This is a genomic window from [Mycobacterium] manitobense (assembly GCF_025821665.1).
Classification (GTDB): Bacteria; Actinomycetota; Actinomycetes; order Mycobacteriales; family Mycobacteriaceae; genus Mycobacterium; species Mycobacterium arseniciresistens.
Genome location: NZ_JACKSJ010000024.1, coordinates 1 through 22,488 on the forward strand (window position 1 = coordinate 1; position 22,488 = coordinate 22,488).

Here is a 22,488-nt window from a genome sequence, read left to right on the forward strand (position 1 = left end):
GCCCTGCCGCCGCCCCGCGCCCCGCCGCCGCCCCGCGCCCCGAGCCGGCCCCGCGTCCGAATTTCGATTTCACACCCGTCCGGCCGGAGAACTTCTGGTCGCCGGCGCAGGTACCGGCGGGAGTCGACGCGCAGCGCACGGTCGACACCGTCGTCGGTGCGGTCACCGGCACTGCGGGCTGGGTCGGCAACGGGGTGGTCGACATCCTGAGCGCCATGATCATCGCCAACGGCAACGGCAATTGGGCCGGCGGTCCCCAGACGCCGGAAGCCGCCCTCGGCGCACTCCTGCTCCCGGCTCTCACCACCGGGCCTGGCATGCCGAATTCCCTGCCCGCCCTCGACCTCTTCACGCTGCCGCCGCCGAATCTGGACTTCATGCGCAACGTGCCGCCGCCCAACCTCGACTTCCTGCGAGGGTTCCCACCGCCGAACCTCGATGTGACGAAGATCCCGCCGCCGAACCTGGACTTCCTGCAGAGCATTCCGCCGCCGCAGATGCCGCCGCCGCCGAACCTCGACTTCCTGCGCAGCATCCCGCCGCCACGCTTCCCGTTCTGATGCTCGCGTGATCCGTCCCACCTGTAACACGTCCGGCCGACCGGCGATATATCTCGCAGTGGCCGCGCGACGGCCGGAAAGGGTCGGGGTCTCGTGTTTCGTCGTTTAGTTTCGCTGGTCGGTGCCACCGCTCTCGGGGGCGCCGCCGTCATCGGCATGGCCGGTGCGGCCCAGGCGCAACCCGCATGCCCGGACGTGCACTGGATGGGTGCCGCCGGCTCCGGTGAGCGCGGTGCCGAGGTCACCTTGAACGAGGGCATGGGACGTGTGGTCTACCGGTCCATGCTCGACCTGGATCGCCAGCTGCAGCAGGACGGCCGCACCATGACGGCCGAGGCCGTCGTGTACCCGGCGACGGAGGTCCCCGAGGACGGCGGGATCCTGGACTGGTCCGGCTTCATCGACAGTGTCGACGAGGGCTCCGCGGCGCTGGGCAGCCAGTACGCGGCGTTCGTGCAGCAGTGCCCGACCACCAAGGTGGTGCTCGCCGGCTACTCGCAGGGCGCGATGGTGGTGCACCGCAACCTGCACGCGCTGGCCGCCAGCCCGAACCTCGCCGCGTCGCTGCTGATCGCCGACGGCGACCGGCTGCCAGCCGACCCGACGCTCAACCTCGGCTCGGTGTCGTCCGTGCCCGGCGCCGGCAAGGGCGTCGCGCAGGACTGGCCGATCCTGGCGCATGCGCCCGCACCGCTGCCTCCCGCTGTCGGCAGCCGGACGATCAGCGTGTGCGACCTCGGCGACGCGGTGTGCGACTACGACCCCGAGGCCGAGGACACCATGAACCCGCTCGCGGTGGCTGTCCACACCAGCTACGCCACGTCGACGGCCGGCGACTACGTCTGGACCTCGCCGCTGTACCAGCTGGTGTCGTCGACGCTCCCGGCCCCGCAGAACCCCGTGCAGGACGTCTCGCTGCCGTCCTGAGGCACCCTGGAAGACACCACTCGAAAAGCGCCGGTGAGCGTTAGTCTGACACGCGACGTGTCAGACGAGGGGTGTGGCAGATGTTGTGGCGGTACATCAAAGCTCAGGTCATGGTCCTGCTGTGCGGCGGCCTGGTCGGACCGATCTTCCTCGGTGTCTACTTCGCGATGGGCCGAAGCGAGTACGTCGCCTGGATGTTCTGGGCCGGCCTGCTGATCACCGTCGTCGACGTACTGGTCGCGCTGGCGCTGGCGTCGTGGAACGCGCAGCGCGCGGCGAAGACGCAGGCGCTCGAGGCGGGCGGCGTGCTCGCCCTGGCCCAGATCACCGGTATCCACGACACCAACACGCGGATCAACGAGCAGCCGCTGGTCAAGCTGGACCTGAACATCTCGGGTCCGGGACTGGCGCCGTTCGCCAGCCAGGACCGGGTGGTCGCGTCGATCGGCCGGTTGCCGATGATCACCAACCGGAGGCTGGCCGTGCTGGTCGATCCGGCCACCAACGAGTATCAGATCGACTGGGACAGAAGCAGTCTGATCGGCGGGCTGATGCCGGCGACGTTCACGGTGGCCGAGGACAACCGCACCTACGACCTCACCGGTCAGGCGGAACCGCTGATGGAGATCCTGCAGATCCTCAAGGCCCACAACATCGGCATGAACAACATGATCGACCTGCGGTCCAATCCGGCCGCCCGGCAACAGGTGCAGGACATCGTCCGGCGGGCGGCGGCCCGGCAGGCGCCGGCGCAGGGCGCACCGGGCGTCATGCCGGCAGCGCCCGCACCTTCGGGTCCCACGTCGCCGGCCGCGGCGGTCGCCCCGCCGCAACAGTCGACCGCGGCCCGGTTGCAGGAACTCGAGACGCTGCGGGCCATGGGCTCGGTCTCCGAGGAGGAGTACGCGGCCAAGCGCCAGGCCATCATCGCCGACCTCTGACTCGGCGGTACCTAGAACACGTTCCAGTTCGGCTGTTAGCCTGATCGCGTAATCGCGAAAGGAGCAGCGGTGACTGCATCGGGTGGACCCCTGGACGGTCGAGTGGCATTCATCACCGGGGCCGCCCGGGGCCAGGGCCGGGCGCACGCGGTCCGGCTGGCCGCCGACGGCGCCGACATCATCGCGATCGACATCTGCGCCCCGGTCTCCGACACGATCACCTACCCGCCTGCCACCTCCGAGGAACTGGCCGAGACGGTGCGTGCGGTCGAGTCGACCGGCCGCAAGGTGCTCGCCCGGGAGGTCGACATCCGCGATCTGTCCGCGCTGCAGCAGGTGGTGGCCGACGGTGTCGAGCAGTTCGGCCGGCTCGACATCCTGGTGGCCAACGCCGGTGTGCTCAGCTGGGGGCGGCTCTGGGAGATGTCGGAAGAGCAGTGGCACACCGTCATCGACGTCAACCTCAACGGGACGTGGAAAACGATCCGGGCGGCGCTGCCTGCGATGATCGAGGCCGGTAACGGAGGCTCGGTCATCATCGTCAGCTCGTCGGCCGGTCTGAAGGCCACGCCCGGCAACGGCCACTACTCCGCGTCCAAGCACGGACTCACCGCGCTGACCAACGGCCTCGCGCTCGAGGCGGGCGAATTCGGCATCCGGGTCAACTCGATACACCCCTATTCGATCGACACGCCCATGGTCGAGCGCGACGCCATGATGGAGGTGTTCGGCAAGCACCCGAGCTTCCTGCACAGCTTCGCGCCGATGCCGCTGCACCCCGTCAACCACGAGGGCAAGAAGGGTCTGCAGGAATTCATGTCGCCCGACGAGGTGGCCGACGTGGTGGCCTGGCTCGCGGGCGACGGATCGGCGACGCTGTCAGGCAGCCAGATCGCCGTCGACCGCGGCGTGATGAAGTACTGACCTCCCCGCTCAGCCGGTGAGCACGGCGGTGAACTGGTCCACCGCCCAAGTGATCTCGTCTTCGGTGATCACCAGTGGGGGAGCGAATCGCAGCGTCGAGCCGTGCGTGTCCTTGACCAGGACGCCGCGCTCGGCGAGCCGCAGGCTGATCTGCTTCCCGCTGCCCAGCGCCGGATCGATGTCGACGCCGGCCCACAGGCCCAGCCCGCGTACCTCGAGGACGCCGTGGCCGATGAGCCCGCGCAACTGCTCGTGCAGGACGCGGCCCAGGTGCGCCGAACGCTCCTGGTACTCGCCGCGCTCGAGCATCGCCACGACCGTGCTGCCGATGGCGGCAGCCAGTGGGTTGCCGCCGAACGTGGAACCGTGCTCGCCGGGGTGCAGCACCCCGAGCACGTCGCGGTCGGCGACCACCGCCGACAGCGGCACCACCCCGCCGCCGAGCGCCTTGCCGAGCAGGTAGACGTTTGGCCGCACATCCCAGTGGTCACAGGCGAACGTGCGGCCGGTGCGGGCCAGCCCGGACTGGATCTCGTCGGCGATCATCAGCACACCGCGGTCGGTGCACAGACGCCGGACCCGCGGCAGGTAGTCGGCGGGCGGGACGATGATGCCGGCCTCGCCCTGGATCGGCTCGAGCAGCACCGCGACGGTGTGCTCGTCGATCACGGCGGCCAATGCGTCGGCGTCACCGAACGGCACCGAACGGAATCCCGGTGTGTACGGGCCGAATCCGCGGCGGGCTGTCTCGTCGTCGGAGAAGCTGATGATCGTCGTGGTGCGGCCGTGGAAGTTGTTGGCGGCCACCACGATGTTGCCGAGGCCGGCGGGGACCCCCTTGACGTCGGTGCCCCACTTGCGGGCCACTTTGAGCGCACTCTCGACGGCCTCGGCGCCGCTGTTCATCGGCAGCACCATGTCCTTCCCGCACATCGCGGCCAGCGCGGCGCAGAACGGGCCGAGCCGGTCGGAGTGGAACGCGCGGCTGACCAGGGTCACCGCGTCGAGCTGCGCGTGCGCGGTGGCGATCACCTCGGGGTGGCGATGCCCGAAGTTCACCGCCGAGTAGGCCGCCAGGCAGTCGAGGTGGCGACGGCCTTCGACATCGGTGATCCACACCCCCTCCGCGTGCGCGGCGACCACCGGCAGCGGTGAGTAGTTGTGGGTGACATGGCGGTCGTCGAGGGCGATGGCGCGCCGGGTCTCCGTCTCGAAGTCCACGATCGTCACGGGTGTACCTCCAATGTGCAGCATTTGACGGAGCCGCCGCCCTTGAGCAGCTCGGAGAGGTCGACGCCGACGGGACGGAAGCCGGCGTCGCGGAGTTGCCCGGCGAAGCCGGTGGCGGCGGCGGGCAGCACCACGTTGAGCCCGTCGGACACCGCGTTGAGGCCGAGGGCGAAGGCGTCGGCGCTGGCCACCTCGATCGCATCGGGGAAGACCTCGAGCAGGTGGGTCCGGGAGGCGTCGGCGAACGCCGGCGGGTAGAAGGCCACCGTGGTGTCGTCGAGCACCGCGAGTGCGGTGTCGAGGTGATAGAACCGCGGGTCGACGAGTTCGAGGCTCAGCACCGACACGTCGAGGATGTCCGCGATCTCGTCGTGTGCGCGACGGTCGGTGCGGAAGCCATACCCGGCCAACATCATCGGGCCGATCATCAACAGGTCGCCCTGACCCTCGTTGAGGTGGCGGGTGTGCACCGGTGCGAAGCCGCGCTGCTCGAGCCAGTCGGCGTAGGCGGCGGACTCGGCAGCCCGCTGCGGGTAGGCGAACCGGGCCAGGACGGCGTTGTCTCCGACCACCACCGCGCCGTTGGCGGCGTACACCATGTCGGGCAGACCGGCGCGGGCGTCGACGAGTTCGACCGTGTGCCCGAGCCTTTCGTACGTACGGCGCAGGACGTCCCACTGGGCGACGGCGAGGGCGGTGTCGACCGGAACGGTCGTGTCCATCCAGGGGTTGATCGCGTACTCGACGACGAAGTGGGTGGGCGCCGTCATGGCGTAGCGGCGGGTTCTGGCGATTCGTGCGTCGGGCAGGGCGGCGACCGGGGCGTCGGCAGCAGACAACGTCATGGATCGACCATAGAAGCGAGCGGTTGTGCAATCAATCGCTGCCTATTGCTTGTACACCGGTGATCTGTTGCGCTACGGATACTATGTCAGCAATCTATTGCGCGGAGGCGATCATGGACCGTCTGGACAGCACCGACGAGCGGATCCTGGCCGAACTGGCGGAGCACGCCAGGGCGACGTTCGCCGAGATCGGCCAGCGGGTCAGCCTGTCGGCGCCCGCGGTGAAGCGGCGGGTCGACCGGATGCTCGACGACGGGGTGATCCGCGGGTTCACCACCGTCGTGGACCGCAGCGCGCTCGGCTGGAACACCGAGGCCTTCGTACAGGTGTTCTGCCACGGCACAATTGCGCCCGACGAACTGCGGGCGGCGTGGGTCGACATCCCGGAGGTGGTCAGCGCGGCCACCGTCACCGGCACCGCCGACGCCATCCTGCACGTGCTCGCGCGCGACATGCGGCACCTGGAACAGGCACTGGAACGCATCCGGGCGAGTGCGGACATCGAGCGCAGCGAGAGCATCGTGGTGTTGTCGAACCTGATCGAGCGCGCCGCTCCGGAGGTGTCCGAAGGCACAGGGTGACGTGCATGTGGCGGGCGTCATCGTGTAGAACTCCCACGTGAGCACTTCAGGGGGCATCGTCATCGTCGGCGGCGGCCTGGCGGCCGCTCGCACCGCCGAGCAGCTGCGTCGTTCGCAGTTCAGCGGGGCGGTGACCATCGTCAGCGACGAGGACCATCTGCCCTACGACCGGCCGCCGCTGTCGAAGGAAGTACTGCGCAGCGAGACCGACGACGTCACGCTCAAGCCGGCCGAGTTCTACGACGAGAACGACATCACCATGCTGCTCGGCGCCGGGGCGAAGTCCGTCGACACCGCCGCCAGGACGCTGACGCTGACCGACAGCCGCGAAATCGGCTACGACGAGCTGGTGATCGCCACCGGTCTGGTGCCCAAGCGCATCCCGTCGTTCCCTGATCTCGCGGGCATCCACGTGCTGCGGAACTTCAACGAGAGCCTCGCCCTGCGCCAGGAGGCCGGATCGGCACGGCGCGCGGTGGTGGTCGGCGCCGGCTTCATCGGCTGCGAGGTCGCGGCCAGCCTGCGCAGCATGGGGGTGGAGGTGACGCTGGTCGAGCCGCAGCCCGCGCCGCTGGCCAACGTGCTGGGTCAGCAGATCGGCGAGCTGGTCGCCCGCGTGCACCGCGCCGAGGGCGTCGACGTGCGGTGCGGGGTCGGGGTGTCGGAAGTGGTCGGCGCCGACAAGGTCGAGAAGGTCGTGCTCGCCGACGGCGCCGAGGTGGAGGCCGACCTGGTGGTCGTCGGCATCGGGTCCACCCCCGCGGTCGGCTGGCTCGAGGGCAGCGGCATCGCACTGGACAACGGCGTGGTCTGCGACGCGCAGGGCCGCAGCAGCGCCCCGAACGTGTGGGCCATCGGTGACGTGGCGTCCTGGCGCGACACCGTGGGTCAGCAAGTGCGCGTTGAACATTGGAGCAACGTAGCCGACCAGGCCCGGGTCCTCGTGCCGGCGATGCTCGGGCAGGACGTGCCCCAGGTGGTCAGCGTGCCATACTTCTGGAGCGACCAGTACGACGTGAAGATCCAGTGCCTCGGCGAGCCGGAGGCCGACGACATCGTGCACGTCGTCGAGGACGACGGCCGCAAATTCCTGGCGTTCTACGAGCGCGACGGTGTGGTCGCGGGTGTGGTCGGCGGCGGCATGCCGGGCAAGGTCATGAAGACCAGGGGCAAGATCGCCAACGGCGCCCCGATCGCCGACGTCCTGCCCAAGCCCTGAGTGATTTCGGCGCGGAAACCGTCGCTCAGCGAACGTTTCCGCGCCGAAATCCCTAGAACTCGCCGAGGTAGAAGCGGCCGCCCTGGTCGTCGGTGCACTGCGCGGTGACGCCGTAGGGCTGGCGTGCCGGCTGCTCGATCACGGTGCCACCGGCCTCGACGACCCGCCGCACGGCCGCGTCGATGTCCGCGACCGTCCACATCGGCACGGTGGTTGGGGTGGAGCTCCCGCCGGCCATCCCCGACATCGGGTGCGGGCCCGTGACGCCCCAGCCGTCGTCGACGCGGCCCCGTTCGAACGTCCAGAACAACACCCGGCTGTAGAACGACTTGAACGCCGCCGAGTCCTCCACTTGGTAGGTGATGTACGAGAGTTCGCCCGGTCCACCGCCGTTGAGCTCGGGCCGCGGCTCACCGGGTGCGGGCTGGTACACCGCGAACGCCATGCCCGAGGCGTCGGTGGCGCCGAGCACCGCGCCGAAGTCGAACTGCTGGACCTCGTCGACGGTTCCGCCGCCGTCGAGGATCGACTGCCGCGCGCCCGCGAGGTCGGTGACGGCGTAGCAGCAGAACAGCGTGCTGCGGTCGGCGACGGAGAAGATGCCGATGCGCTGGCCGGTGTTGGTGACCTGGTGAGTCGCCGGGTCGTAGGCCCAGCCCAGCACGTGGCCGTAGAAGGCGGCCGCGCGATCGGCGTCGGGCGTCCACAACGAGACGTAGCCGACGTCACCGTGCTGGATCGGGGTGGCGGCGCCGGTGAGCGGCCCGGACAGCATCCACCGATGGCCGAACGGGTCGGTGATCGATGCGCCCCGCGAGCCGTGCTGCTCATAGGCCTCGCTCTGCACCCGGGCGCCGCGGTCGCGGGCCCTGCGCAGGGCGGCGTCGGTATCGGGTACGGCGATCATCAGGCTGACCGAAACCGCTTGCGGATCCGGCGCTCTCAGTCCGAGTTCCGGATACTCGTCGGCCAGGTAGAACACCCCGCCGGACAAAGCCAACTCGGCATGGCCGACGCGGCCGTCGTCCATCACGATCGGTTCACCGACCAACGTCGCGCCCAGGGCGTCGACGTACCAGTCGATGGCGGCCCGGCCGTCGGCGACCGCGAGGTAGGGCAGTGCGGCGGAGCGGGGGACGGTCGATGCGGCCGCCGGTGCAGCGGTGGTCTCGTTCAGTTCGGCGATTGCGGTGTCGGTGCCACTCATGACAACTCCTGAGGTTTGACGGGGAAGGGTGAGCGCCGATTCCAGGCGAGACCGCAGCCGTGCCGCGAACGCCGGATCGGGTTGCACCGGAAGGTCGTCGCCGTGCAGTGCGGCCAACGGATCGTGGTCGTTGTTCATGACGGGGTCCCTCCTTCCGGGTAGTGCGTGCGGAATGCGCGGCGGGCCCGCACCAGCAGCGCCTCGGTGGCGTGCACCGTGCGGCCGATCAGTTCGGCGCACTCGGGTACCGAGCAGTCGTCCATGTAGCGCAGCGCCAGTACGGTCCGGTGGTGTTCGGGCAGCCTGGCGAGCACGCTCTCGGCGACGATGCGGTCCAGTTCGGCATCCCAGTGGTCGATCGGGTCCACGGGTTCGGGCAGCTCGGCGACCGGAACGCTGAACCGGTCATGCCGGCGGCGATAGTGGTCGGCGAGCTTGTGCCGTGCCACCCCGATCAACCACGGCACCGAGATCGCCGGTGGAACGTCCTTGCGGGCCGCGTCCATGGCGGCCAGAAAGGTCTCCGACGTCAGGTCCTCGGCGGTGCCGCGGTCGCCGCAGCGCCGGACGAAGTAGCCGTACACGGACGGCAACGCCTCGTCGTACAGCGCCATCAGACGCTGCGGCGCTTGAGCGGGATCGGCCCGCCCGGATGGGACGCTCACACCCTCAACGTCGCCACCGGAGCCCGAACTCCGACGCCCCGATCACGTTTTTCTTCTCTCCGGCCTCAATGGATCCCGGTCGAGGGCCCGCAAGCCGTCGCTGACCGTGTCGAATGCGGCGTCGAGCGCGTCGGCGAGTGACACCGACTCGTCGGCCAGCCAGTGCTCGTACGCCGACAGTGCGGTGCCGAGCATCGTCCACGCCACGGTCTGCGGTACCAGGTCGGCGGGTTTCGCTCCCAGTCTGCGGGACACGAACTCCGCCACCACCGCACGCCAACCGCCGTACATCGTCATCGAATGTGCCTGCAGCGCATCGGTCTGCAGGATGACGCGCATCCGTTGCCGGTGTCGTGGCGTCTCGGCCTCGTCGAACCGGTTGAACGCCAGCAGCGCCGCGCGCAGCGAGTCGCCGATCGGCACCTGCGGGTCGGCGGCGTCCAGCAGGGCCCGCATCCGGTCCAGGTGGGCGTCGAAGTCGCCCCACGGGATGGCGTTCTTCGACGGGTAGTAGCGGAACAGGGTGCGCCGGGCGATGCCGGCCGCGGCGGCGACGTCGTCGACGCTGACCTCGTCGAACCCCCGGGCGGCGAACAGATCGAGCGCGACGTCGGTGATGTGGTCGCCCGTGGTGGATCGGCGCCGGCCCACGCCGCGCTTGACATCGCCGGCCTGTGGGTGGGGTGCCGAGTCGTCCCGCATCCAACCCACCCTTCCATTTCGGCACTCGATGCCATATTCTTGCGATCTCGGTCACACCTGTCGAGAACCAGTCCACACGAAAGGCGGCGGTTATGGAACCGAATCAGAACGTCGAAGCCGACACCGAGCTCGTCACCGAGACCCTCGTCGAAGAGGTCTCGATCGACGGGATGTGCGGGGTCTACTGATCATGACGACGGCTGCGGGTGCCCGGCCGGGCCCGGATTCCGGTCCGAGGCCCGACGCGGGGTTCGATCCGGACGTGGCTTGGCGGCTGCACCACCAGGTGGCGGTGCGGCCGGAATCGTTCGGGGCGCTGCTCTATCACTTCGGCACCCGCAAGCTGTCGTTCCTGAAGAACCGGACCATCGTCGAGGTGGTCACCTCGCTCGAAGACCACCCCGACATCCGATCCGCCTGCCGCGCAGCCGGAATCGACGATGCGCAGCAGGCGCCTTACCTGCACGCACTGGGCGTGCTGGCCCAGTCCAAGATGCTCGTGACCCGGGAGGGCCAGACACCGTGACTGAGACACTCGTTTCCCGAGGACATGCCCCCGTTCCGCGCCTCATCGAGCAGTTCGAGCACGGCCTGGACGCGCCGATCTGCCTGACGTGGGAACTCACCTACGCCTGCAACCTCGCGTGCGTGCACTGCCTGTCCTCTTCGGGCAAGCGCGATCCGCGCGAGTTGTCGACCCGGCAGTGCATGGACATCATCGACGAGCTCGAACGCATGCAGGTGTTCTACGTCAACATCGGTGGCGGCGAACCCACTGTGCGCCCGGACTTCTGGGAACTGGTCGACTATGCGACCGCCCACCACGTCGGGGTGAAGTTCTCCACCAACGGGGTGCGCATCACCCCGGAGGTGGCCACCAAGCTGGCCACCAGCGACTACGTCGACGTGCAGATCTCCCTCGACGGCGCCACCGCGGAGGTCAACGACGCGGTGCGCGGCAAGGGATCCTTCGCGATGGCGGTGCGCGCGCTGGAGAATCTCGAGGCCGCAGGCTTCTCCGACGCCAAGATCTCAGTGGTGGTGACCCGCCACAACGTCGACCAACTCGACGACTTCAAAGCGTTGGCCGACCGCTACGGCGCCACCCTGCGCATCACCCGGCTGCGTCCGTCCGGTCGCGGGGCCGACGTCTGGGACGAGTTGCATCCCACCGCCGAACAGCAGGTACAGCTCTACAACTGGCTGGTCGCCAAGGGCGAGCGGGTGCTCACCGGTGACTCCTTCTTCCACCTGTCCGGCCTCGGTGAGCCGGGCGCACTCGCAGGGCTCAACCTGTGCGGCGCCGGCCGGGTGGTGTGCCTTATCGATCCCGTCGGCGACGTCTACGCGTGCCCGTTCGCGATCCACGACAAGTTCCTGGCCGGAAACATCCTGGAAGACCGCGGATTCGGCACAGGCTTCTCCGCTGTATGGAAGAACGCGCCGCTGTTCCGCGAACTGCGGGAGCCGCAATCGGCGGGCGCCTGCTCGGGCTGTGCGCACTACGACGGCTGCCGAGGCGGCTGCATGGCCGCCAAGTTCTTCACCGGCCTGCCGCTCGACGGCCCCGACCCGGAGTGCGTCCAGGGCTTCGGTGCGCCCGCGCTCGCGCAGGAGCGGGCCAAGCCGCGGCCCAGCGGCGACCACTCCCGGGGCACCCGTCAGGTGTCCGGTCAAGGCCCGATACCGCTCAAACTGCTGACCAAGCCGCCCGCCCGGCTGTGTAACGAAAGTCCGGTGTAACCATGGCCCGCGACACCTGGTTCGAGACCGTCGCCATCGCCCAGCAGCGCGCGAAGAAGCGCCTGCCGAAGTCCGCGTATTCGTCGCTGATCTCGGCGAGCGAGAAGGGCGTTTCGGTATCCGACAACGTCGAGGCCTTCTCAGAACTTGGCTTCGCGCCGCACGTCATCGGCGCCACCGAGAAGCGCGACATGGCGACAACGGTTATGGGACAAGACATCTCGATGCCCGTCGTCATCTCGCCGACCGGTGTCCAGGCCATCGACCCCGACGGCGAGGTCGCCGTGGCACGCGCCGCCGCGGCGCGGGGCACCGCGATGGGACTGTCCTCGTTCGCCAGCAAGCCGATGGAGGAGGTCGTCGCCGTCAACGACAAGATCTTCTTCCAGATCTACTGGCTGGGCAGCCGCGACGAGATCCTGGCCCGCATGGTGCGTGCCCGCGAAGCCGGCGCGGTCGGTCTGATCTTGACCACCGACTGGAGCTTCAGCCACGGCCGGGACTGGGGCAGCCCCAAGATCCCGGAGCAGATGGACCTCAAGACCATGGTGAAGATGGCGCCGGAGGTCATCACCAAGCCGCGCTGGTTCTACAGCTTCGCCAAGACGCTGCGCCCGCCGGACCTGCGGGTTCCCAATCAGGGTCGCCGCGGTGAGCCCGGCCCGACGTTCTTCGAGGCCTACGGGCAGTGGATGGGCACCCCGCCGCCGACCTGGGAGGACGTCGCCTGGTTGCGCGAGCAGTGGGGCGGCCCGTTCCTGCTCAAGGGCATGGTGCGGGTCGACGACGCCAAACGCGCGGTGGATGCGGGTGTTTCGGCGATCACCGTGTCCAACCACGGCGGCAACAACCTGGACGGCACCCCGGCGGCGATCCGCTGCCTGCCCGCCATCGCCGACGCCGTCGGCGACCAGGTCGAGGTTTTGCTGGACGGCGGGATCCGGCGCGGGAGCGACGTCGTGAAGGCCGTCGCCCTCGGGGCCAGGGCGGTCATGATCGGCCGGGCCTATCTTTGGGGTCTGGCGGCCAACGGCCAGGCGGGTGTGGAGAACGTGCTCGACATTCTTCGCGGGGGCATCGACTCGGGGCTGATGGCGCTGGGCAAATCCTCGATCCACGATCTGACGCCCGAGGACATCCTGATACCCGACGGCTTCACCCGTGCTCTCGGCGTCTCCGCTGGTACTGACACCTGAGGCCAGCCCGTCCCGCACCTGCCCGCCGCTGTGACAGGGGTGGCCTGAGAGGCTCACGGGGTGGGACCTTCGGCGCCGGGCAATCTAGTTGTGAAATCAATTGCTGCGCATACGCCAACAATCGGCGCACACCAGGTTAATTCGGCCTACCATCGGCGGGTGGCTTCCCCCAGCGAGCTTGGGAACTCAACGTCGAGGCGGCTGCAGTACACGTCCTCGGCGTTGATCGTCCCGATCGGTTCGATCGAGCAGCACGGACCCCATTTGCCGCTGGACACCGACACCCGGATCGCCACCGCGGTGGCCGCAGGCGTTGCCGAGCAACTCCGAGTGGCCCCGGGGGGTGAGTGGTTGCTCGGTCCGGCGTTGAGCTACGGCGCGAGCGGGGAGCACGAGGGGTTTGCCGGCACGGTGTCGATCGGCACTTCTGCCCTGCGTCTGCTGCTGGTGGAGTTCGGCCGGTCGGCGGCGAGGTGGGCATCGCAACTGGTCTTCGTCAACGGGCACGGCGGAAACACCGAGGCACTTTCGGCCGCGGCCGCTTTGCTCCGCTACGAGGGGCGCGACGTCGCCTGGTGCCCGTGCAGCGCCGAGAATGCCGATGCACATGCCGGTCACACCGAAACGTCGGTACTGCTCCATCTTTCGCCGAGCGACGTGCGCGTCGACGAGCTGGTTCCCGGCAACACCGCGCCGCTCGCCGAATTGATGCCTGCAATGCGCACCGGGGGCGTCGCGGCCGTCAGCGAGGTCGGGGTGCTCGGCGACCCGACGACGGCCACGGCCGCCGAGGGCGCCAGGATCTTCGCCGAGATGGTCGCGGGCTGCGCCGGGCGGGTCGCGCGGTGGCAACCCGACCGGGACGGACGGCTGAGGTGACCGGTCCTCGGCTTCCCGACGGCTTCGCGGTCCAGGTGGATCGGCGCGTCAAGGTGCTCGGCGAGGGCTCGGCGCTGCTCGGCGGCTCACCGACCAGGCTGCTCCGGCTGGCCCCGACGGCGCAGACGATGCTCACCGGCGGCCGCCTCGAGGTGCACGACGCGATCAGCGCGCAGCTGGCCCGCACCCTCCTCGACGCGACCGTCGCCCATCCGAGACCGGCCAGCGGACCGTCGCATCGCGACGTCACCGTCGTCGTCCCGGTGCGTGACAACCCATCTGGGCTGCACCGACTGGTGGCTGCGCTGCGTGGCCTGCGGGTCGTCGTCGTCGACGACGGGTCGGCCGTGCCGGTCCAGCAGTCCGACTTCGCCGGCATGCACTGCGACGTGCAGGTGATCCGGCACCCCGAATGCCGGGGGCCGTCGGCCGCACGCAACACCGGACTGGTGGCCAGCAACACCGACTACGTGGCGTTCCTGGATTCCGACGTGGTGCCGCGCCGCGGTTGGCTGGAGGCGTTGCTCGGCCACTTCTGCGATCCGGCGGTGGCCCTGGTCGCCCCGCGCATCGTCGGCCTCCGCCAGCCCGACAACGTGGTCGCCCGGTACGAGGCGGTGCGTTCGTCGCTCGACCTCGGGCTGCGCGAGGCGCCGGTGGTGCCGTACGGAGCGGTGTCCTACGTCCCGAGTGCCGCGATCATCTGCCGCCGGGCGGTGCTGACCGAGCTCGGTGGCTTCGACGAGACGATGCGCTCGGGCGAGGACGTCGACCTGTGCTGGCGGCTGGTCGAGGCCGGCGCCCGGCTGCGCTACGAGCCGATCGCGCTGGTGGGCCACGACCATCGGACACATATCCGGGATTGGTTCTTGCGCAAGGCATTCTACGGCGAGTCGGCGGCGCCGCTGTCGGTGCGCCATCCCGGTAAGACCGCTCCGCTGGTGATCTCGGGATGGAGTCTGGCGGCCTGGCTGCTGCTGGCGATGGGCTCCTACGCGGGTTTCCTGGCGTCGCTGCTGGTCGCCGGTGTCACCGGCCGCCGGATCGCGAACTCGCTGCGCCCGGTCCATACCGAGCCGGGTGAGGTCGCCGCGGTGGCGGCGCACGGGCTGTGGGCCGCCGCCCTTCAGCTGGCCTCGGCGATCTGCCGCCACTACTGGCCGGTGGCGCTGGTGGCGGCGCTGCTGTCGCCGCGGTGCAGGCAGGCGGTGCTGGTGGCGGCGATAGTCGACGGGGTGGCGGACTGGCTGGCCCGCAAGGGCAACGCCGACGACGACACCAGACCGGTGGGATTGCTGACGTACCTGCTGCTCAAGCGTCTCGACGACATCGCCTACGGACTGGGGTTGTGGACCGGAGTGGTCCGCGAGCGGCACGCAGGCGCACTGAAGCCGCAGATCCGGACCTGACCGCCGCCTTGCACAGCGACGTCCTGATCGTCGGCGCCGGCAGTGCCGGATCCGTTCTTGCCGAGCGCCTTTCCTCCGACCGTGGGCGCCTTGTCACGGTGGTGGAGGCCGGCCCGGGACCCACCGACCCGCGGGTGCGCGCGCAGATCAGCGACGGACTGCGGCTGCCGATCGGCGCGGCGAGTTCGGTGGTCCGGCACTTCCCGACCACCCTCACCGACCGGCCGGCCCGACCGGCGTCGATCATGCGCGGCGCGGTGGTCGGCGGGTCCGGCGCGGTGAACGGCGGCTACTTCTGCCGGGGGCTGCCGGGCGACTTCGCCGATTGGGCGCAGCCGGGGTGGAGCTGGCAGGACGTGCTCCCACACTTCGTGGCAATCGAGAACGACATCGACGTCACCGGCCCGCTGCACGGATCATCGGGCCCGATCGTGGTGCGCAGGGTCCGTGAATTTGACGGCTGCACAGCATCGTTCGTCGAAGCCGCCCTCGACGCCGGCTACCGCTGGGTGCACGATCTGAACGGCGCCACACCGGAGGCGCCCCGGCCGCTGGGGGTGGGAGCCGTTCCGCTGAACATCCACGGCGGAACCCGGGTCGGACCGGGCGGCGCTTTCCTGCAACCCGCACTCGACCGGGCCAACCTCACGCTGATGGCGGACACGCGGGTACTGCGCCTCGACCTGGCGGCGGGCCGGGTGGTCGGCGTGCACTGCCGAGGACCTGCCGGTGATGAACTGCTCACCGCAGACCGGGTGGTGCTGTGCACGGGCGCCATCGGCACCGCGCAGTTGCTGATGCTCTCCGGCGTGGGTTCGCCGGAGGTGCTCGAACCGCTGGGCATTGCGGTGGTCGCCGACCTCCCCGTCGGCGTCGCGACGGCGGACCACCCGGAATGGGTGCTCCCGGTGGACTGGACTCCGACCCACGATCTCCCCCCGCTGGAAGCCGTGCTGACCACCGGCGAAGTCGAGATCCGGCCCTACACAGCGGGTTTCGCTGCAATGGTGCACGGCCCGGGGCACGATCCGACAGACCGGCCGCACCTGGGGATCGCGCTGATGAAGCCGCGGTCGCGCGGGCGGATCAGGTTGGCCTCCGACGATCCGTCGGTGGCCCCGGTGATCGAGCACCGCTACGACAGCGAACCGGCCGACGTCGCCGCGCTCGCGGCCGGAGCCGAGCTCGCCGCCGACATCATCGGCGGCCCGTCGGGCTTGGCGGCTGCCGCGTGGTCGACCTCCCAGCACCTGTGCGGATCGGCCAGGATGGGCTCCGAGGACGACGACGCCGCGGTCGTCGACCCGCGCTGCCGCGTGCGCGGCGTCGAGAATCTGTGGGTGGCCGACGGCTCGATCATGCCGGTGATCACGGGACGGGGTCCGCACGCCACGATCGCGATGATCGGGCACCGTGCGGCGGAGTTCGTCAGCGGCTGACGAGGGGGACGATCGCCTCGGCCAGCAGGGTCGCCGCGGCGACGCCGTCGACGACCGGGACACCAAGACGGCGCCGCAACGGTTCGGCAAAGCGGGCCATCGCCGCGCAGCCCAGCACGATCGACCGGCTGCCGTCACCGGTCAGCGCTGCGGCGCACAGGTCACCGATGGGTTCGATCGTCGAAGGGTCGGAATCGATGCGCAGCACCGGGATGTCGCACGCGTGGACGCCGACGCACGCCGAAGGGGTGTAGGCCTTCGCGAGTTGCCAGGCCCTCGGCACGGTCGCCGACATCGACGTCACCACCGAGAAGCTGCCTGCCGCAAGGGCGGCCGCGTGCATCGCGGCCTGGGCGATCCCCAGCACGGGGGTGTCGAGCATCCGGCGGGCCTCGTCCAGTCCGGGATCACCGAAACAGGCCACCACGTACGCGTCCGGCCGGTCTTCGGCGGGGCGGCGGGCGGCCTCGGCGAGCAACTCGAGAAGGCCGGGTACGCAACGGCGTTCGTCGTCGTCGTTCTCGATGCTGGCGGGACCGGCCTGCGGGTTCACCGCCTCGACGACGGTGTCCGCTCGCGCGACCGCGGCGGCGCCCGCGGCAATGGCCCGGGTCATCGACGCGGTCGTGTTCGGATTGGCGAGCAGCAGGCGCACGCCGCCAGGTTAGCCGCGCCGGGCCGGCGGCACAGCCCGGAGGGCGGCGATGCGGCGCGCGCGCGGAATCGCGGCGAGCCGGCGGAGGTACCGCGACTGCCTGCCGTCGCGCCCCGGCGACCACACCGCCACGAACACCGCCGCGACGGTCACCGCCACCGCCAGCACGAGCAGGGAGCCGTCCATCGCCTGCAGGAAGGCGTGGTTGGCGTCGGCGGCCAACTGGGCGCCCTGCGGGCCGAGGCGTTCGGCGACCTCCAGCGCCTGGGCCAGCGAGTCCAGCGCAGGCCCGCGAACGGGTTCCGGCAGCGCGGCGACGGCGGGGGAGAGCAGGTTGCCGTACTGGGCGGCGAGCACCGAGCCGGCAGCGGCGATGCCGAGGGCCGCGCCGACCTCGCGCGTGGTGTCGTTGACCGCTGAGGCCACCCCCTGTTTCTCGTCGGGCGCCGCGCCCATGATCGCCGACGTCGTCGGCGCCGTGCACAGCCCGATGCCGGCGCTGACGATCATCAACGGCCAGGCCAGATCCCAGTAGGACGACTCGACATCGAGGATGCGCATGCACGCAAGGCCCGCCGCGAGGAGGAGCAGGCCCACGGTGACCGAGAGCCGCAACCCGATGCGGGGCAGGTACAGCGGTGTCAGCGCGCTGAGGATCAGCACCGGGACCGCCAGCGGCGTGAGCGCGAAGGCGGTCTGCAACGGGTTGTACCCGAGTACCAGTTGCATGTACTGCATCACGAGGAAGAAGAAGCCGAAGTTCGCGAAGAACAGGAAGGTGACCCCGAGCGAGCCGGTCGCGAAGTCCGGCCGCCGGAACAGCCGCACGTCCAGGAGCGGATGCGTCAGCCGGAGCTGGAGTGCGGCGAATGCCGCGGTGAGCGCCAGGCCGGCGCCCACACATCCCCACACCACCGGACTCGACCAGCCGCGGGCGGGCGCCTCGATCACACCGAAGACGAACACCGCCACCGCCGCGGCGACGAGCACGCCGCCGGCCCAGTCGACGGGAGCACCCGACTCGTCGCGCGAGGACGTGATGGTCAGCGTCAGCCCGAAGAGGACGACGGCGACGATCGCGAACGCCCAGAAGATGGACTGCCACGAGAAGAAGTGCAGCAGCACACCGGTGCCGAGGAAACCGATGATGGCGCCGGACCCGCAGACACCGGCCCAGATGCCGACGGCCTTGTTGCGCTCGGCTTTCGGGAAGCCCGCGGTGAGCAGCGAGAGCGTCGCGGGCATGATCAGAGCGGCGCCCGCGCCCGCGACCGCACGCGCGATGATGATCTGCAGCGGGGCGTCGAAGAACACCGGAGCGACCGAGGCGGCGGCGAACACCGCCAGGCCGGCCAGCAGGGCGCCGCGGCGGCCGTAGCGGTCACCGACAGCGCCGGCGGGCAGCAACAGGCAGGCCAGTACCAGCGTGTAGCCGTCGACCACCCAGGTGAGCTCGGTCTGCGTCGCGGCGGTGTTGACGGCGATGTCGGGCATGGCCGCGTTGAGCGCGACCATCGACGAGATCACCAGCAGCACGTCCAGGCATGCCACCGCGAGCAGCCAGGTCCTGGCGCGCGCCGACACGTCGCCGAGCCGGGGATCGGTAGGCTGACCGGGCCGGGCGAGAGTGTCGACCATGGACCTCTCCTTCCGGAAGAGTGACTTTTGAGACTAACCGTCTCGTAGCGAGACCGATAGTCTTGTTCCCCCGCGGAAGGTGGTGTAAACGATGGCCGGCGGTAGTACCGATCCGCGACCGGCGCGCTCCCGTGCCGCATTGCTGGAAGCCGCGACCACGCTGCTGCGCTCAGGCGGCCCGAGTGCGGTGACCATCGACGCGGTCACCCGCACCGCCAACGTCGCGCGCGCCACCCTCTACCGCCACTTCTCCAGTGCCAACGACCTTCTCGCCGCGGCCTTCGTGAGCCTGCTGCAGCCTGCGCCGATGCCGCCCCCTGAGGGGGAACTGCGCGACAAGCTGATGGCCGTGGTCGTCGGCTGGGCCGACTCGATTGCCGAGGTGCCCACGACGCTGGCCGCGATGACGTGGCTGGCGTCGGGTCCCGACCTCGGGCCGTGGGCCGAGGTCCGCGAATCGGGTGCGGTCGACAGCGACGGGACGGCCGTCGCCACGCTGCGCGAGCGCATCATGGCGCTCTACACGGTGCCGTTCGACGCGATCTTCGACAGCCCGCAGGCGCGCGAAGAGCTCGTGGAGGTCGACCGGATCGGGGCGATCGCCCTGCTCATCGGACCGCTGATCCTCGGCCGGCTGAGCACGCTGGCCGACTTCGACTTCCGCGGCTGCGCCGAGGCGGCCGTCGACGGCTTCCTGGCCACCCACGCCAGGAAGGCCGACGGGGGAGTCAGCGCAACGCGTACCGGATCGGCAGGTGCTTGAGGCCGCCGACGAACGTCGTGGCCGTCAGTTCCGCAGGGCCGGCCGGCTCGATCGACTCGAGCCGCGGGATCAGTTCGGTGAACAGACTGTTCATCTCCATCCGGGCCAGCGCGGCGCCGAGACAGAAGTGCACACCGTAACCGAACGACAGGTGCTTGTTGGGCTCGCGGCCGACGTCGAACCGGAACGGCTCGTCGAAGATCTCCTCGTCGCGGTTGCCGGAAACGTATGCGAGATAAACTGATTCACCCTTGGCGATCGGCACGCCGCGCACCTCGGTGTCCTCGGCGGCGGTGCGCATGAACTCCTTGACCGGTGTCGACCAGCGGATCATCTCCTCGACCGCCGTCGGCATCAGCTCCGGGTGCCGGCGCAACCGGTCCAGCTCGCCGGGATTCTCGATCAGCGCGTGCAGTCCGCCGGAGATGGCGTCCTTAGTGGTGTCGTGTCCCGCGCTGGCGACGATGACGTAGTAGGAGGCGGTGTCCATGTCGCCCATCGGCTCACCGTCGATGCGGCCGTTGGCGATCGCCGATGCGAGATCGTCTGTCGGGGCGGCCCGGCGCGACGCGGTCAGCGTCGAGAAGTAGTCGAAGAAATCCGCAAGCACCGCCAGCATGTCCTCGGGACTCTTACCCCGCTGGAACTCCTCGTCGTCTCCGCCGAACATCTCCTGGGTGAGCATGTGCATGCGGCCGTAGTCCTCCTCGGGCAGGCCGAGCAGCGACATGATCACGTACAGCGGGAACTGCACGGCGATGTCGGTGACGAAGTCGCATTCCGGCCCGATGTCACGCATCTGATCGACGTAGCGCCTGGCCAGTTCGTCGACGCGGATCTTCAACGCGCGCATCGCCTTTGGGCGGAACCAGTCGGCGCCGATCGACCGGACCTTGCGGTGGTGCGGATCGTCCATGTGGATCAGGGTGCGCAGTCCGATGCCGGCGTCCAACTGCGCCTTGAAGATGTCGTCGGCTTCGGCGGTGGCCAGCAGTGGCCGCGGCTCCGACAGGAACAGGTCGTTGGCCCGCTCGATCGCCATGATGTCGGTGTGCCTGGTGATCGCCCAGAACGGCCGGTACGGCGGGTTGTCCACCCATGCCACCGGGTTGTTCGCCCGCAGGTCGGCCAGCGCCGCGTGCAGCCGGGCGTCGTCCGCGTAGGCGGTCGGATCGGCAAGCACCTTTGCGGCGTCGTCCATCGTCGGCGTGCTCATCCGGGCTCCTCTACGTCTTGACAGGTGTCCATAAGCCAGCTTATGTGACGCGGGCCACGCTGGGAAGGAGCCATGGGCCGATGCACCGGGGTCTACGCGTGCTTCTCGGTAGGCTCCGCAACCGTGCCCCCATCGCTACGCCTGTCGCGGCGGGCGCTGGTGCGGGCCGCCTGCCTGCTGCTGGTGCCGGCGCTGACGCTCGCGGGCTGCGGCCGTCAGGACGACTCCGCTGCACCCTCGGCCTCCGCCGGTGCCACCCCGGCGGGCGACCCCGCGGAGGTGGAGACCGTCACCGGACGGGTCCGCGGCGAGGTGTCGGCCGGTCACCGGGAGTTCTCGGGGATCCCGTACGCGGCGCCGCCGACCGGCCCGCTGCGCTTCCGTCCGCCGGCGCAGGCGCAGCCGTGGGTCGACGTGCGCGACGCCACCCACCCGGGTCCCCGCTGCATCCAGGACCCCACTGCCGACCTGGAATTCGGCAGGCAGACCGACGAGGACTGCCTGACGCTGAACGTGTGGACGCCGCCGGTGTCTGCCGAGCCCAAGCCGGTGATGGTGTGGATACACGGCGGCGCGTTCGTCAACGGCAGCGGCGGTGTCTACAACGGCAGCTGGCTGGCGTCGCGGGGTGACATCGTCGTGGTGACGGTGAACTACCGGCTCGGCACGCTGGGCTTCCTGGCCCACCCGGCGCTGGGGCCGGCCGGCGACGTCGGCAACTACGGGCTCGCCGACCAGCAGGCCGCGCTGCGCTGGGTGCGCGACAACATCAGCCGGTTCGGCGGCGACCCCGGCAGGGTCACGGTGGCCGGCGAGTCGGCCGGCGGCATGTCGGTCTGCGACCACCTGGTCGCGCCTGGCTCCGCGGACCTGTTCCGGGCGGCGGTCGTGATGAGCGCCCCGTGCCAGGTGCAGGCCGACCTGCCGACCGCCGAACGCGCCAGCGTGGACTACGCCGCCCGCGCCGGTTGTGCCGATCCGGGCACCGCGGCCGAGTGCCTGCGCGACCTGCCCGTCGACAAGCTCCGCGAGCCGGTCTGGTACACCGGCATCGGCGAGGACCGCCTGACCGGTCCGGTGACCGGGACACGGACGCTGCCGGTCGACCCGGTGCGGACCATGGCCGACGGCCGGGCGCTCGAGGTGCCCGTGTTGATCGGCACCACCCGCGACGAGTTCACCCTGTTCGTCGCGTTGCAGTATCTGCGGGGCGTGCGCTATCCCGACACCGAATATCCTGCGCTGCTGCGCGACACGTTCGGTGAAGACGCTGCGGCGGTGGCCGCGCGCTATCCGCTCGCCGACTATCCCGATGCGGCACTGGCCTACTCGGCGGCCGTCACCGACGGGGCGTTCGCCTGCGTCACCGACCGGATGGCCGACGGCCTGACCCGCAGCGGACCGGTGTACGCCTACGAGTTCAACGACCGCGACGCGCCCGCGCCCGAGCCGCTGCGGACGCTGCCGTTCAAGGTGGGCGCCAGCCACTCACTCGAGCTGCGCTACCTGTTCGACGTGGGCGGCGCGCCTGCGCTGTCGGACGACCAGCACCGGCTCTCCGACCAGATGATCGACTACTGGAGCCGCTTCGTGACCACCGGGAAGCCCGACGCGGTGGGCCAGCCCGACTGGCCCGCGCTCGACGGCATCGCCGACCCGGCGCGGATGTCGTTGCAGCCGGGCGGCAGCCGCATCGTCGACACCTTCGACGCCGAACACCGCTGCCCGTTCTGGGCCGGGCTCGAGTAG

The 22,488-nt window shown here is 70.0% G+C and carries 22 protein-coding genes and 1 pseudogene; 15 read left to right on the top strand and 8 right to left on the bottom strand.

The genetic code is table 11. From position 1 onward, the window contains the following. The 4 genes and pseudogenes from H7I41_RS02770 to H7I41_RS02785 form a co-directional block, all read left to right on the top strand. Window positions 1-560, top strand: a pseudogene (locus H7I41_RS02770) (hypothetical protein); the annotation flags it as partial. Between the two features lie 93 nt (window positions 561-653). Continuing rightward, the gene (locus tag H7I41_RS02775) at window positions 654-1,487 is read left to right on the top strand and encodes a cutinase family protein (RefSeq protein WP_264011037.1); all 834 of its coding nucleotides are present in this window, start codon (window positions 654-656) and stop codon (window positions 1,485-1,487) included. A 110-nt stretch (window positions 1,488-1,597) separates the two neighbouring features. Continuing rightward, window positions 1,598-2,428: an SHOCT domain-containing protein gene (locus H7I41_RS02780; RefSeq protein ID WP_372503651.1), complete on the top strand. Its 831-nt coding sequence runs from the start codon at window positions 1,598-1,600 to the stop codon at window positions 2,426-2,428. 69 nt (window positions 2,429-2,497) lie between these two features. Next, the gene (locus tag H7I41_RS02785; protein WP_264011039.1) at window positions 2,498-3,352 is read left to right on the top strand and encodes a mycofactocin-coupled SDR family oxidoreductase; all 855 of its coding nucleotides are present in this window, start codon (window positions 2,498-2,500) and stop codon (window positions 3,350-3,352) included. A gap of 9 nt (window positions 3,353-3,361) precedes the next feature. Here the strand turns inward: H7I41_RS02785 and rocD are convergent, their stop codons facing one another. After that, entirely contained in the window at window positions 3,362-4,606 is a 1,245-nt protein-coding gene (gene rocD, locus H7I41_RS02790) for an ornithine--oxo-acid transaminase (RefSeq protein ID WP_264011040.1), read from the bottom strand. After that, window positions 4,579-5,427 (bottom strand): dimethylargininase, encoded by an 849-nt coding sequence (gene ddaH / locus H7I41_RS02795; protein WP_264011042.1) that lies wholly within the window; start codon window positions 5,425-5,427, stop codon window positions 4,579-4,581. Before ddaH ends, rocD begins: the two co-directional genes overlap by 28 nt. Window positions 5,428-5,540: 113 nt before the next feature. Here ddaH and H7I41_RS02800 point away from each other — a divergent pair, with 113 nt between their 5' ends. Together H7I41_RS02800 and H7I41_RS02805 are read left to right on the top strand one after the other, a co-directional pair. Then, window positions 5,541-6,008 carry an Rv2324 family transcriptional regulator gene (locus H7I41_RS02800; RefSeq protein ID WP_264011043.1) on the top strand — a complete coding sequence of 156 codons (468 nt, stop codon included), beginning with the start codon at window positions 5,541-5,543 and terminating at the stop codon, window positions 6,006-6,008. A gap of 37 nt (window positions 6,009-6,045) precedes the next feature. After that, window positions 6,046-7,227, top strand: a complete 1,182-nt coding sequence (locus tag H7I41_RS02805; protein ID WP_264011044.1) for an NAD(P)/FAD-dependent oxidoreductase — start codon at window positions 6,046-6,048, stop codon at window positions 7,225-7,227. A gap of 52 nt (window positions 7,228-7,279) precedes the next feature. Here the strand turns inward: H7I41_RS02805 and H7I41_RS02810 are convergent, their stop codons facing one another. The 3 genes from H7I41_RS02810 to mftR form a co-directional block, all read right to left on the bottom strand. Beyond that, on the bottom strand, window positions 7,280-8,572 hold the full coding sequence (locus H7I41_RS02810; RefSeq protein ID WP_264011045.1) for a VOC family protein: 1,293 nt from the start codon (window positions 8,570-8,572) through the stop codon (window positions 7,280-7,282). After that, window positions 8,569-9,048, bottom strand: coding sequence for an RNA polymerase sigma factor (locus H7I41_RS02815; protein ID WP_264011202.1), 480 nt, complete (start codon window positions 9,046-9,048; stop codon window positions 8,569-8,571). Before H7I41_RS02815 ends, H7I41_RS02810 begins: the two co-directional genes overlap by 4 nt. A 93-nt stretch (window positions 9,049-9,141) precedes the next feature. Next, on the bottom strand, window positions 9,142-9,801 hold the full coding sequence (mftR, locus tag H7I41_RS02820) for a mycofactocin system transcriptional regulator MftR (protein WP_264011046.1): 660 nt from the start codon (window positions 9,799-9,801) through the stop codon (window positions 9,142-9,144). A 92-nt stretch (window positions 9,802-9,893) separates the two neighbouring features. Here mftR and mftA point away from each other — a divergent pair, with 92 nt between their 5' ends. The 7 genes from mftA to mftG all read left to right on the top strand — a co-directional run bounded on the left by mftA (window position 9,894) and on the right by mftG (window position 16,467). Further along, the gene (gene mftA, locus H7I41_RS02825) at window positions 9,894-9,989 is read left to right on the top strand and encodes a mycofactocin precursor MftA (RefSeq protein ID WP_264011047.1); all 96 of its coding nucleotides are present in this window, start codon (window positions 9,894-9,896) and stop codon (window positions 9,987-9,989) included. 2 nt (window positions 9,990-9,991) lie between these two features. Beyond that, window positions 9,992-10,327: a mycofactocin biosynthesis chaperone MftB gene (gene mftB, locus H7I41_RS02830; RefSeq protein WP_264011049.1), complete on the top strand. Its 336-nt coding sequence runs from the start codon at window positions 9,992-9,994 to the stop codon at window positions 10,325-10,327. Next, window positions 10,324-11,544, top strand: a complete 1,221-nt coding sequence (gene mftC, locus H7I41_RS02835) for a mycofactocin radical SAM maturase (RefSeq protein WP_264011050.1) — start codon at window positions 10,324-10,326, stop codon at window positions 11,542-11,544. The genes mftB and mftC overlap by 4 nt, the downstream gene beginning before the upstream one ends. Window positions 11,545-11,546: 2 nt before the next feature. Next, on the top strand, window positions 11,547-12,740 hold the full coding sequence (mftD, locus tag H7I41_RS02840) for a pre-mycofactocin synthase MftD (RefSeq protein ID WP_264011051.1): 1,194 nt from the start codon (window positions 11,547-11,549) through the stop codon (window positions 12,738-12,740). A 120-nt stretch (window positions 12,741-12,860) separates the two neighbouring features. After that, window positions 12,861-13,619, top strand: a complete 759-nt coding sequence (mftE, locus tag H7I41_RS02845) for a mycofactocin biosynthesis peptidyl-dipeptidase MftE (protein WP_264011203.1) — start codon at window positions 12,861-12,863, stop codon at window positions 13,617-13,619. Beyond that, window positions 13,616-15,028, top strand: a complete 1,413-nt coding sequence (mftF, locus tag H7I41_RS02850; protein WP_264011052.1) for a mycofactocin biosynthesis glycosyltransferase MftF — start codon at window positions 13,616-13,618, stop codon at window positions 15,026-15,028. The genes mftE and mftF overlap by 4 nt, the downstream gene beginning before the upstream one ends. Before the next feature lie 8 nt (window positions 15,029-15,036). Next, a complete protein-coding gene (gene mftG, locus H7I41_RS02855; protein ID WP_264011053.1) occupies window positions 15,037-16,467 on the top strand; it encodes a mycofactocin dehydrogenase MftG in 1,431 nt (476 codons plus the stop codon). Here the strand turns inward: mftG and H7I41_RS02860 are convergent. Both H7I41_RS02860 and H7I41_RS02865 read right to left on the bottom strand, forming a co-directional pair. Next, on the bottom strand, window positions 16,457-17,122 hold the full coding sequence (locus H7I41_RS02860; RefSeq protein ID WP_264011054.1) for an aspartate/glutamate racemase family protein: 666 nt from the start codon (window positions 17,120-17,122) through the stop codon (window positions 16,457-16,459). The two genes, mftG and H7I41_RS02860, sit on opposite strands and share 11 nt — an antisense overlap. A 9-nt stretch (window positions 17,123-17,131) precedes the next feature. Next, the gene (locus tag H7I41_RS02865) at window positions 17,132-18,760 is read right to left on the bottom strand and encodes an MFS transporter (protein WP_264011055.1); all 1,629 of its coding nucleotides are present in this window, start codon (window positions 18,758-18,760) and stop codon (window positions 17,132-17,134) included. A gap of 91 nt (window positions 18,761-18,851) precedes the next feature. Here H7I41_RS02865 and H7I41_RS02870 point away from each other — a divergent pair, with 91 nt between their 5' ends. After that, the gene (locus H7I41_RS02870; RefSeq protein ID WP_264011056.1) at window positions 18,852-19,523 is read left to right on the top strand and encodes a TetR/AcrR family transcriptional regulator; all 672 of its coding nucleotides are present in this window, start codon (window positions 18,852-18,854) and stop codon (window positions 19,521-19,523) included. On the opposite strand, the gene H7I41_RS02875 is transcribed toward H7I41_RS02870, so the two are convergent. Next, window positions 19,489-20,739, bottom strand: coding sequence for a cytochrome P450 (locus H7I41_RS02875; protein ID WP_264011057.1), 1,251 nt, complete (start codon window positions 20,737-20,739; stop codon window positions 19,489-19,491). The two genes, H7I41_RS02870 and H7I41_RS02875, sit on opposite strands and share 35 nt — an antisense overlap. Window positions 20,740-20,811: 72 nt before the next feature. Here H7I41_RS02875 and H7I41_RS02880 point away from each other — a divergent pair, with 72 nt between their 5' ends. After that, complete coding sequence (locus H7I41_RS02880) at window positions 20,812-22,488, top strand: carboxylesterase/lipase family protein (protein ID WP_264011058.1); 1,677 nt, start codon at window positions 20,812-20,814, stop codon at window positions 22,486-22,488.

Coding starts and splice junctions, on each gene's coding strand:
- H7I41_RS02780 (WP_372503651.1), top strand. CDS start 1,598: ATGGTCCTGCTGTGCGGCGGCCTGGTCGGACCGATCTTCCTCGGTGTC.
- rocD (WP_264011040.1), bottom strand. CDS start 4,606: ATGCTGCACATTGGAGGTACACCCGTGACGATCGTGGACTTCGAGACG.
- ddaH (WP_264011042.1), bottom strand. CDS start 5,427: ATGACGTTGTCTGCTGCCGACGCCCCGGTCGCCGCCCTGCCCGACGCA.
- H7I41_RS02800 (WP_264011043.1), top strand. CDS start 5,541: ATGGACCGTCTGGACAGCACCGACGAGCGGATCCTGGCCGAACTGGCG.
- H7I41_RS02810 (WP_264011045.1), bottom strand. CDS start 8,572: ATGAACAACGACCACGATCCGTTGGCCGCACTGCACGGCGACGACCTT.
- H7I41_RS02815 (WP_264011202.1), bottom strand. CDS start 9,048: ATGGCGCTGTACGACGAGGCGTTGCCGTCCGTGTACGGCTACTTCGTC.
- mftR (WP_264011046.1), bottom strand. CDS start 9,801: ATGCGGGACGACTCGGCACCCCACCCACAGGCCGGCGATGTCAAGCGC.
- mftA (WP_264011047.1), top strand. CDS start 9,894: ATGGAACCGAATCAGAACGTCGAAGCCGACACCGAGCTCGTCACCGAG.
- mftB (WP_264011049.1), top strand. CDS start 9,992: ATGACGACGGCTGCGGGTGCCCGGCCGGGCCCGGATTCCGGTCCGAGG.
- mftD (WP_264011051.1), top strand. CDS start 11,547: ATGGCCCGCGACACCTGGTTCGAGACCGTCGCCATCGCCCAGCAGCGC.
- H7I41_RS02865 (WP_264011055.1), bottom strand. CDS start 18,760: ATGGTCGACACTCTCGCCCGGCCCGGTCAGCCTACCGATCCCCGGCTC.
- H7I41_RS02870 (WP_264011056.1), top strand. CDS start 18,852: ATGGCCGGCGGTAGTACCGATCCGCGACCGGCGCGCTCCCGTGCCGCA.
- H7I41_RS02875 (WP_264011057.1), bottom strand. CDS start 20,739: ATGAGCACGCCGACGATGGACGACGCCGCAAAGGTGCTTGCCGATCCG.
- H7I41_RS02880 (WP_264011058.1), top strand. CDS start 20,812: ATGGGCCGATGCACCGGGGTCTACGCGTGCTTCTCGGTAGGCTCCGCA.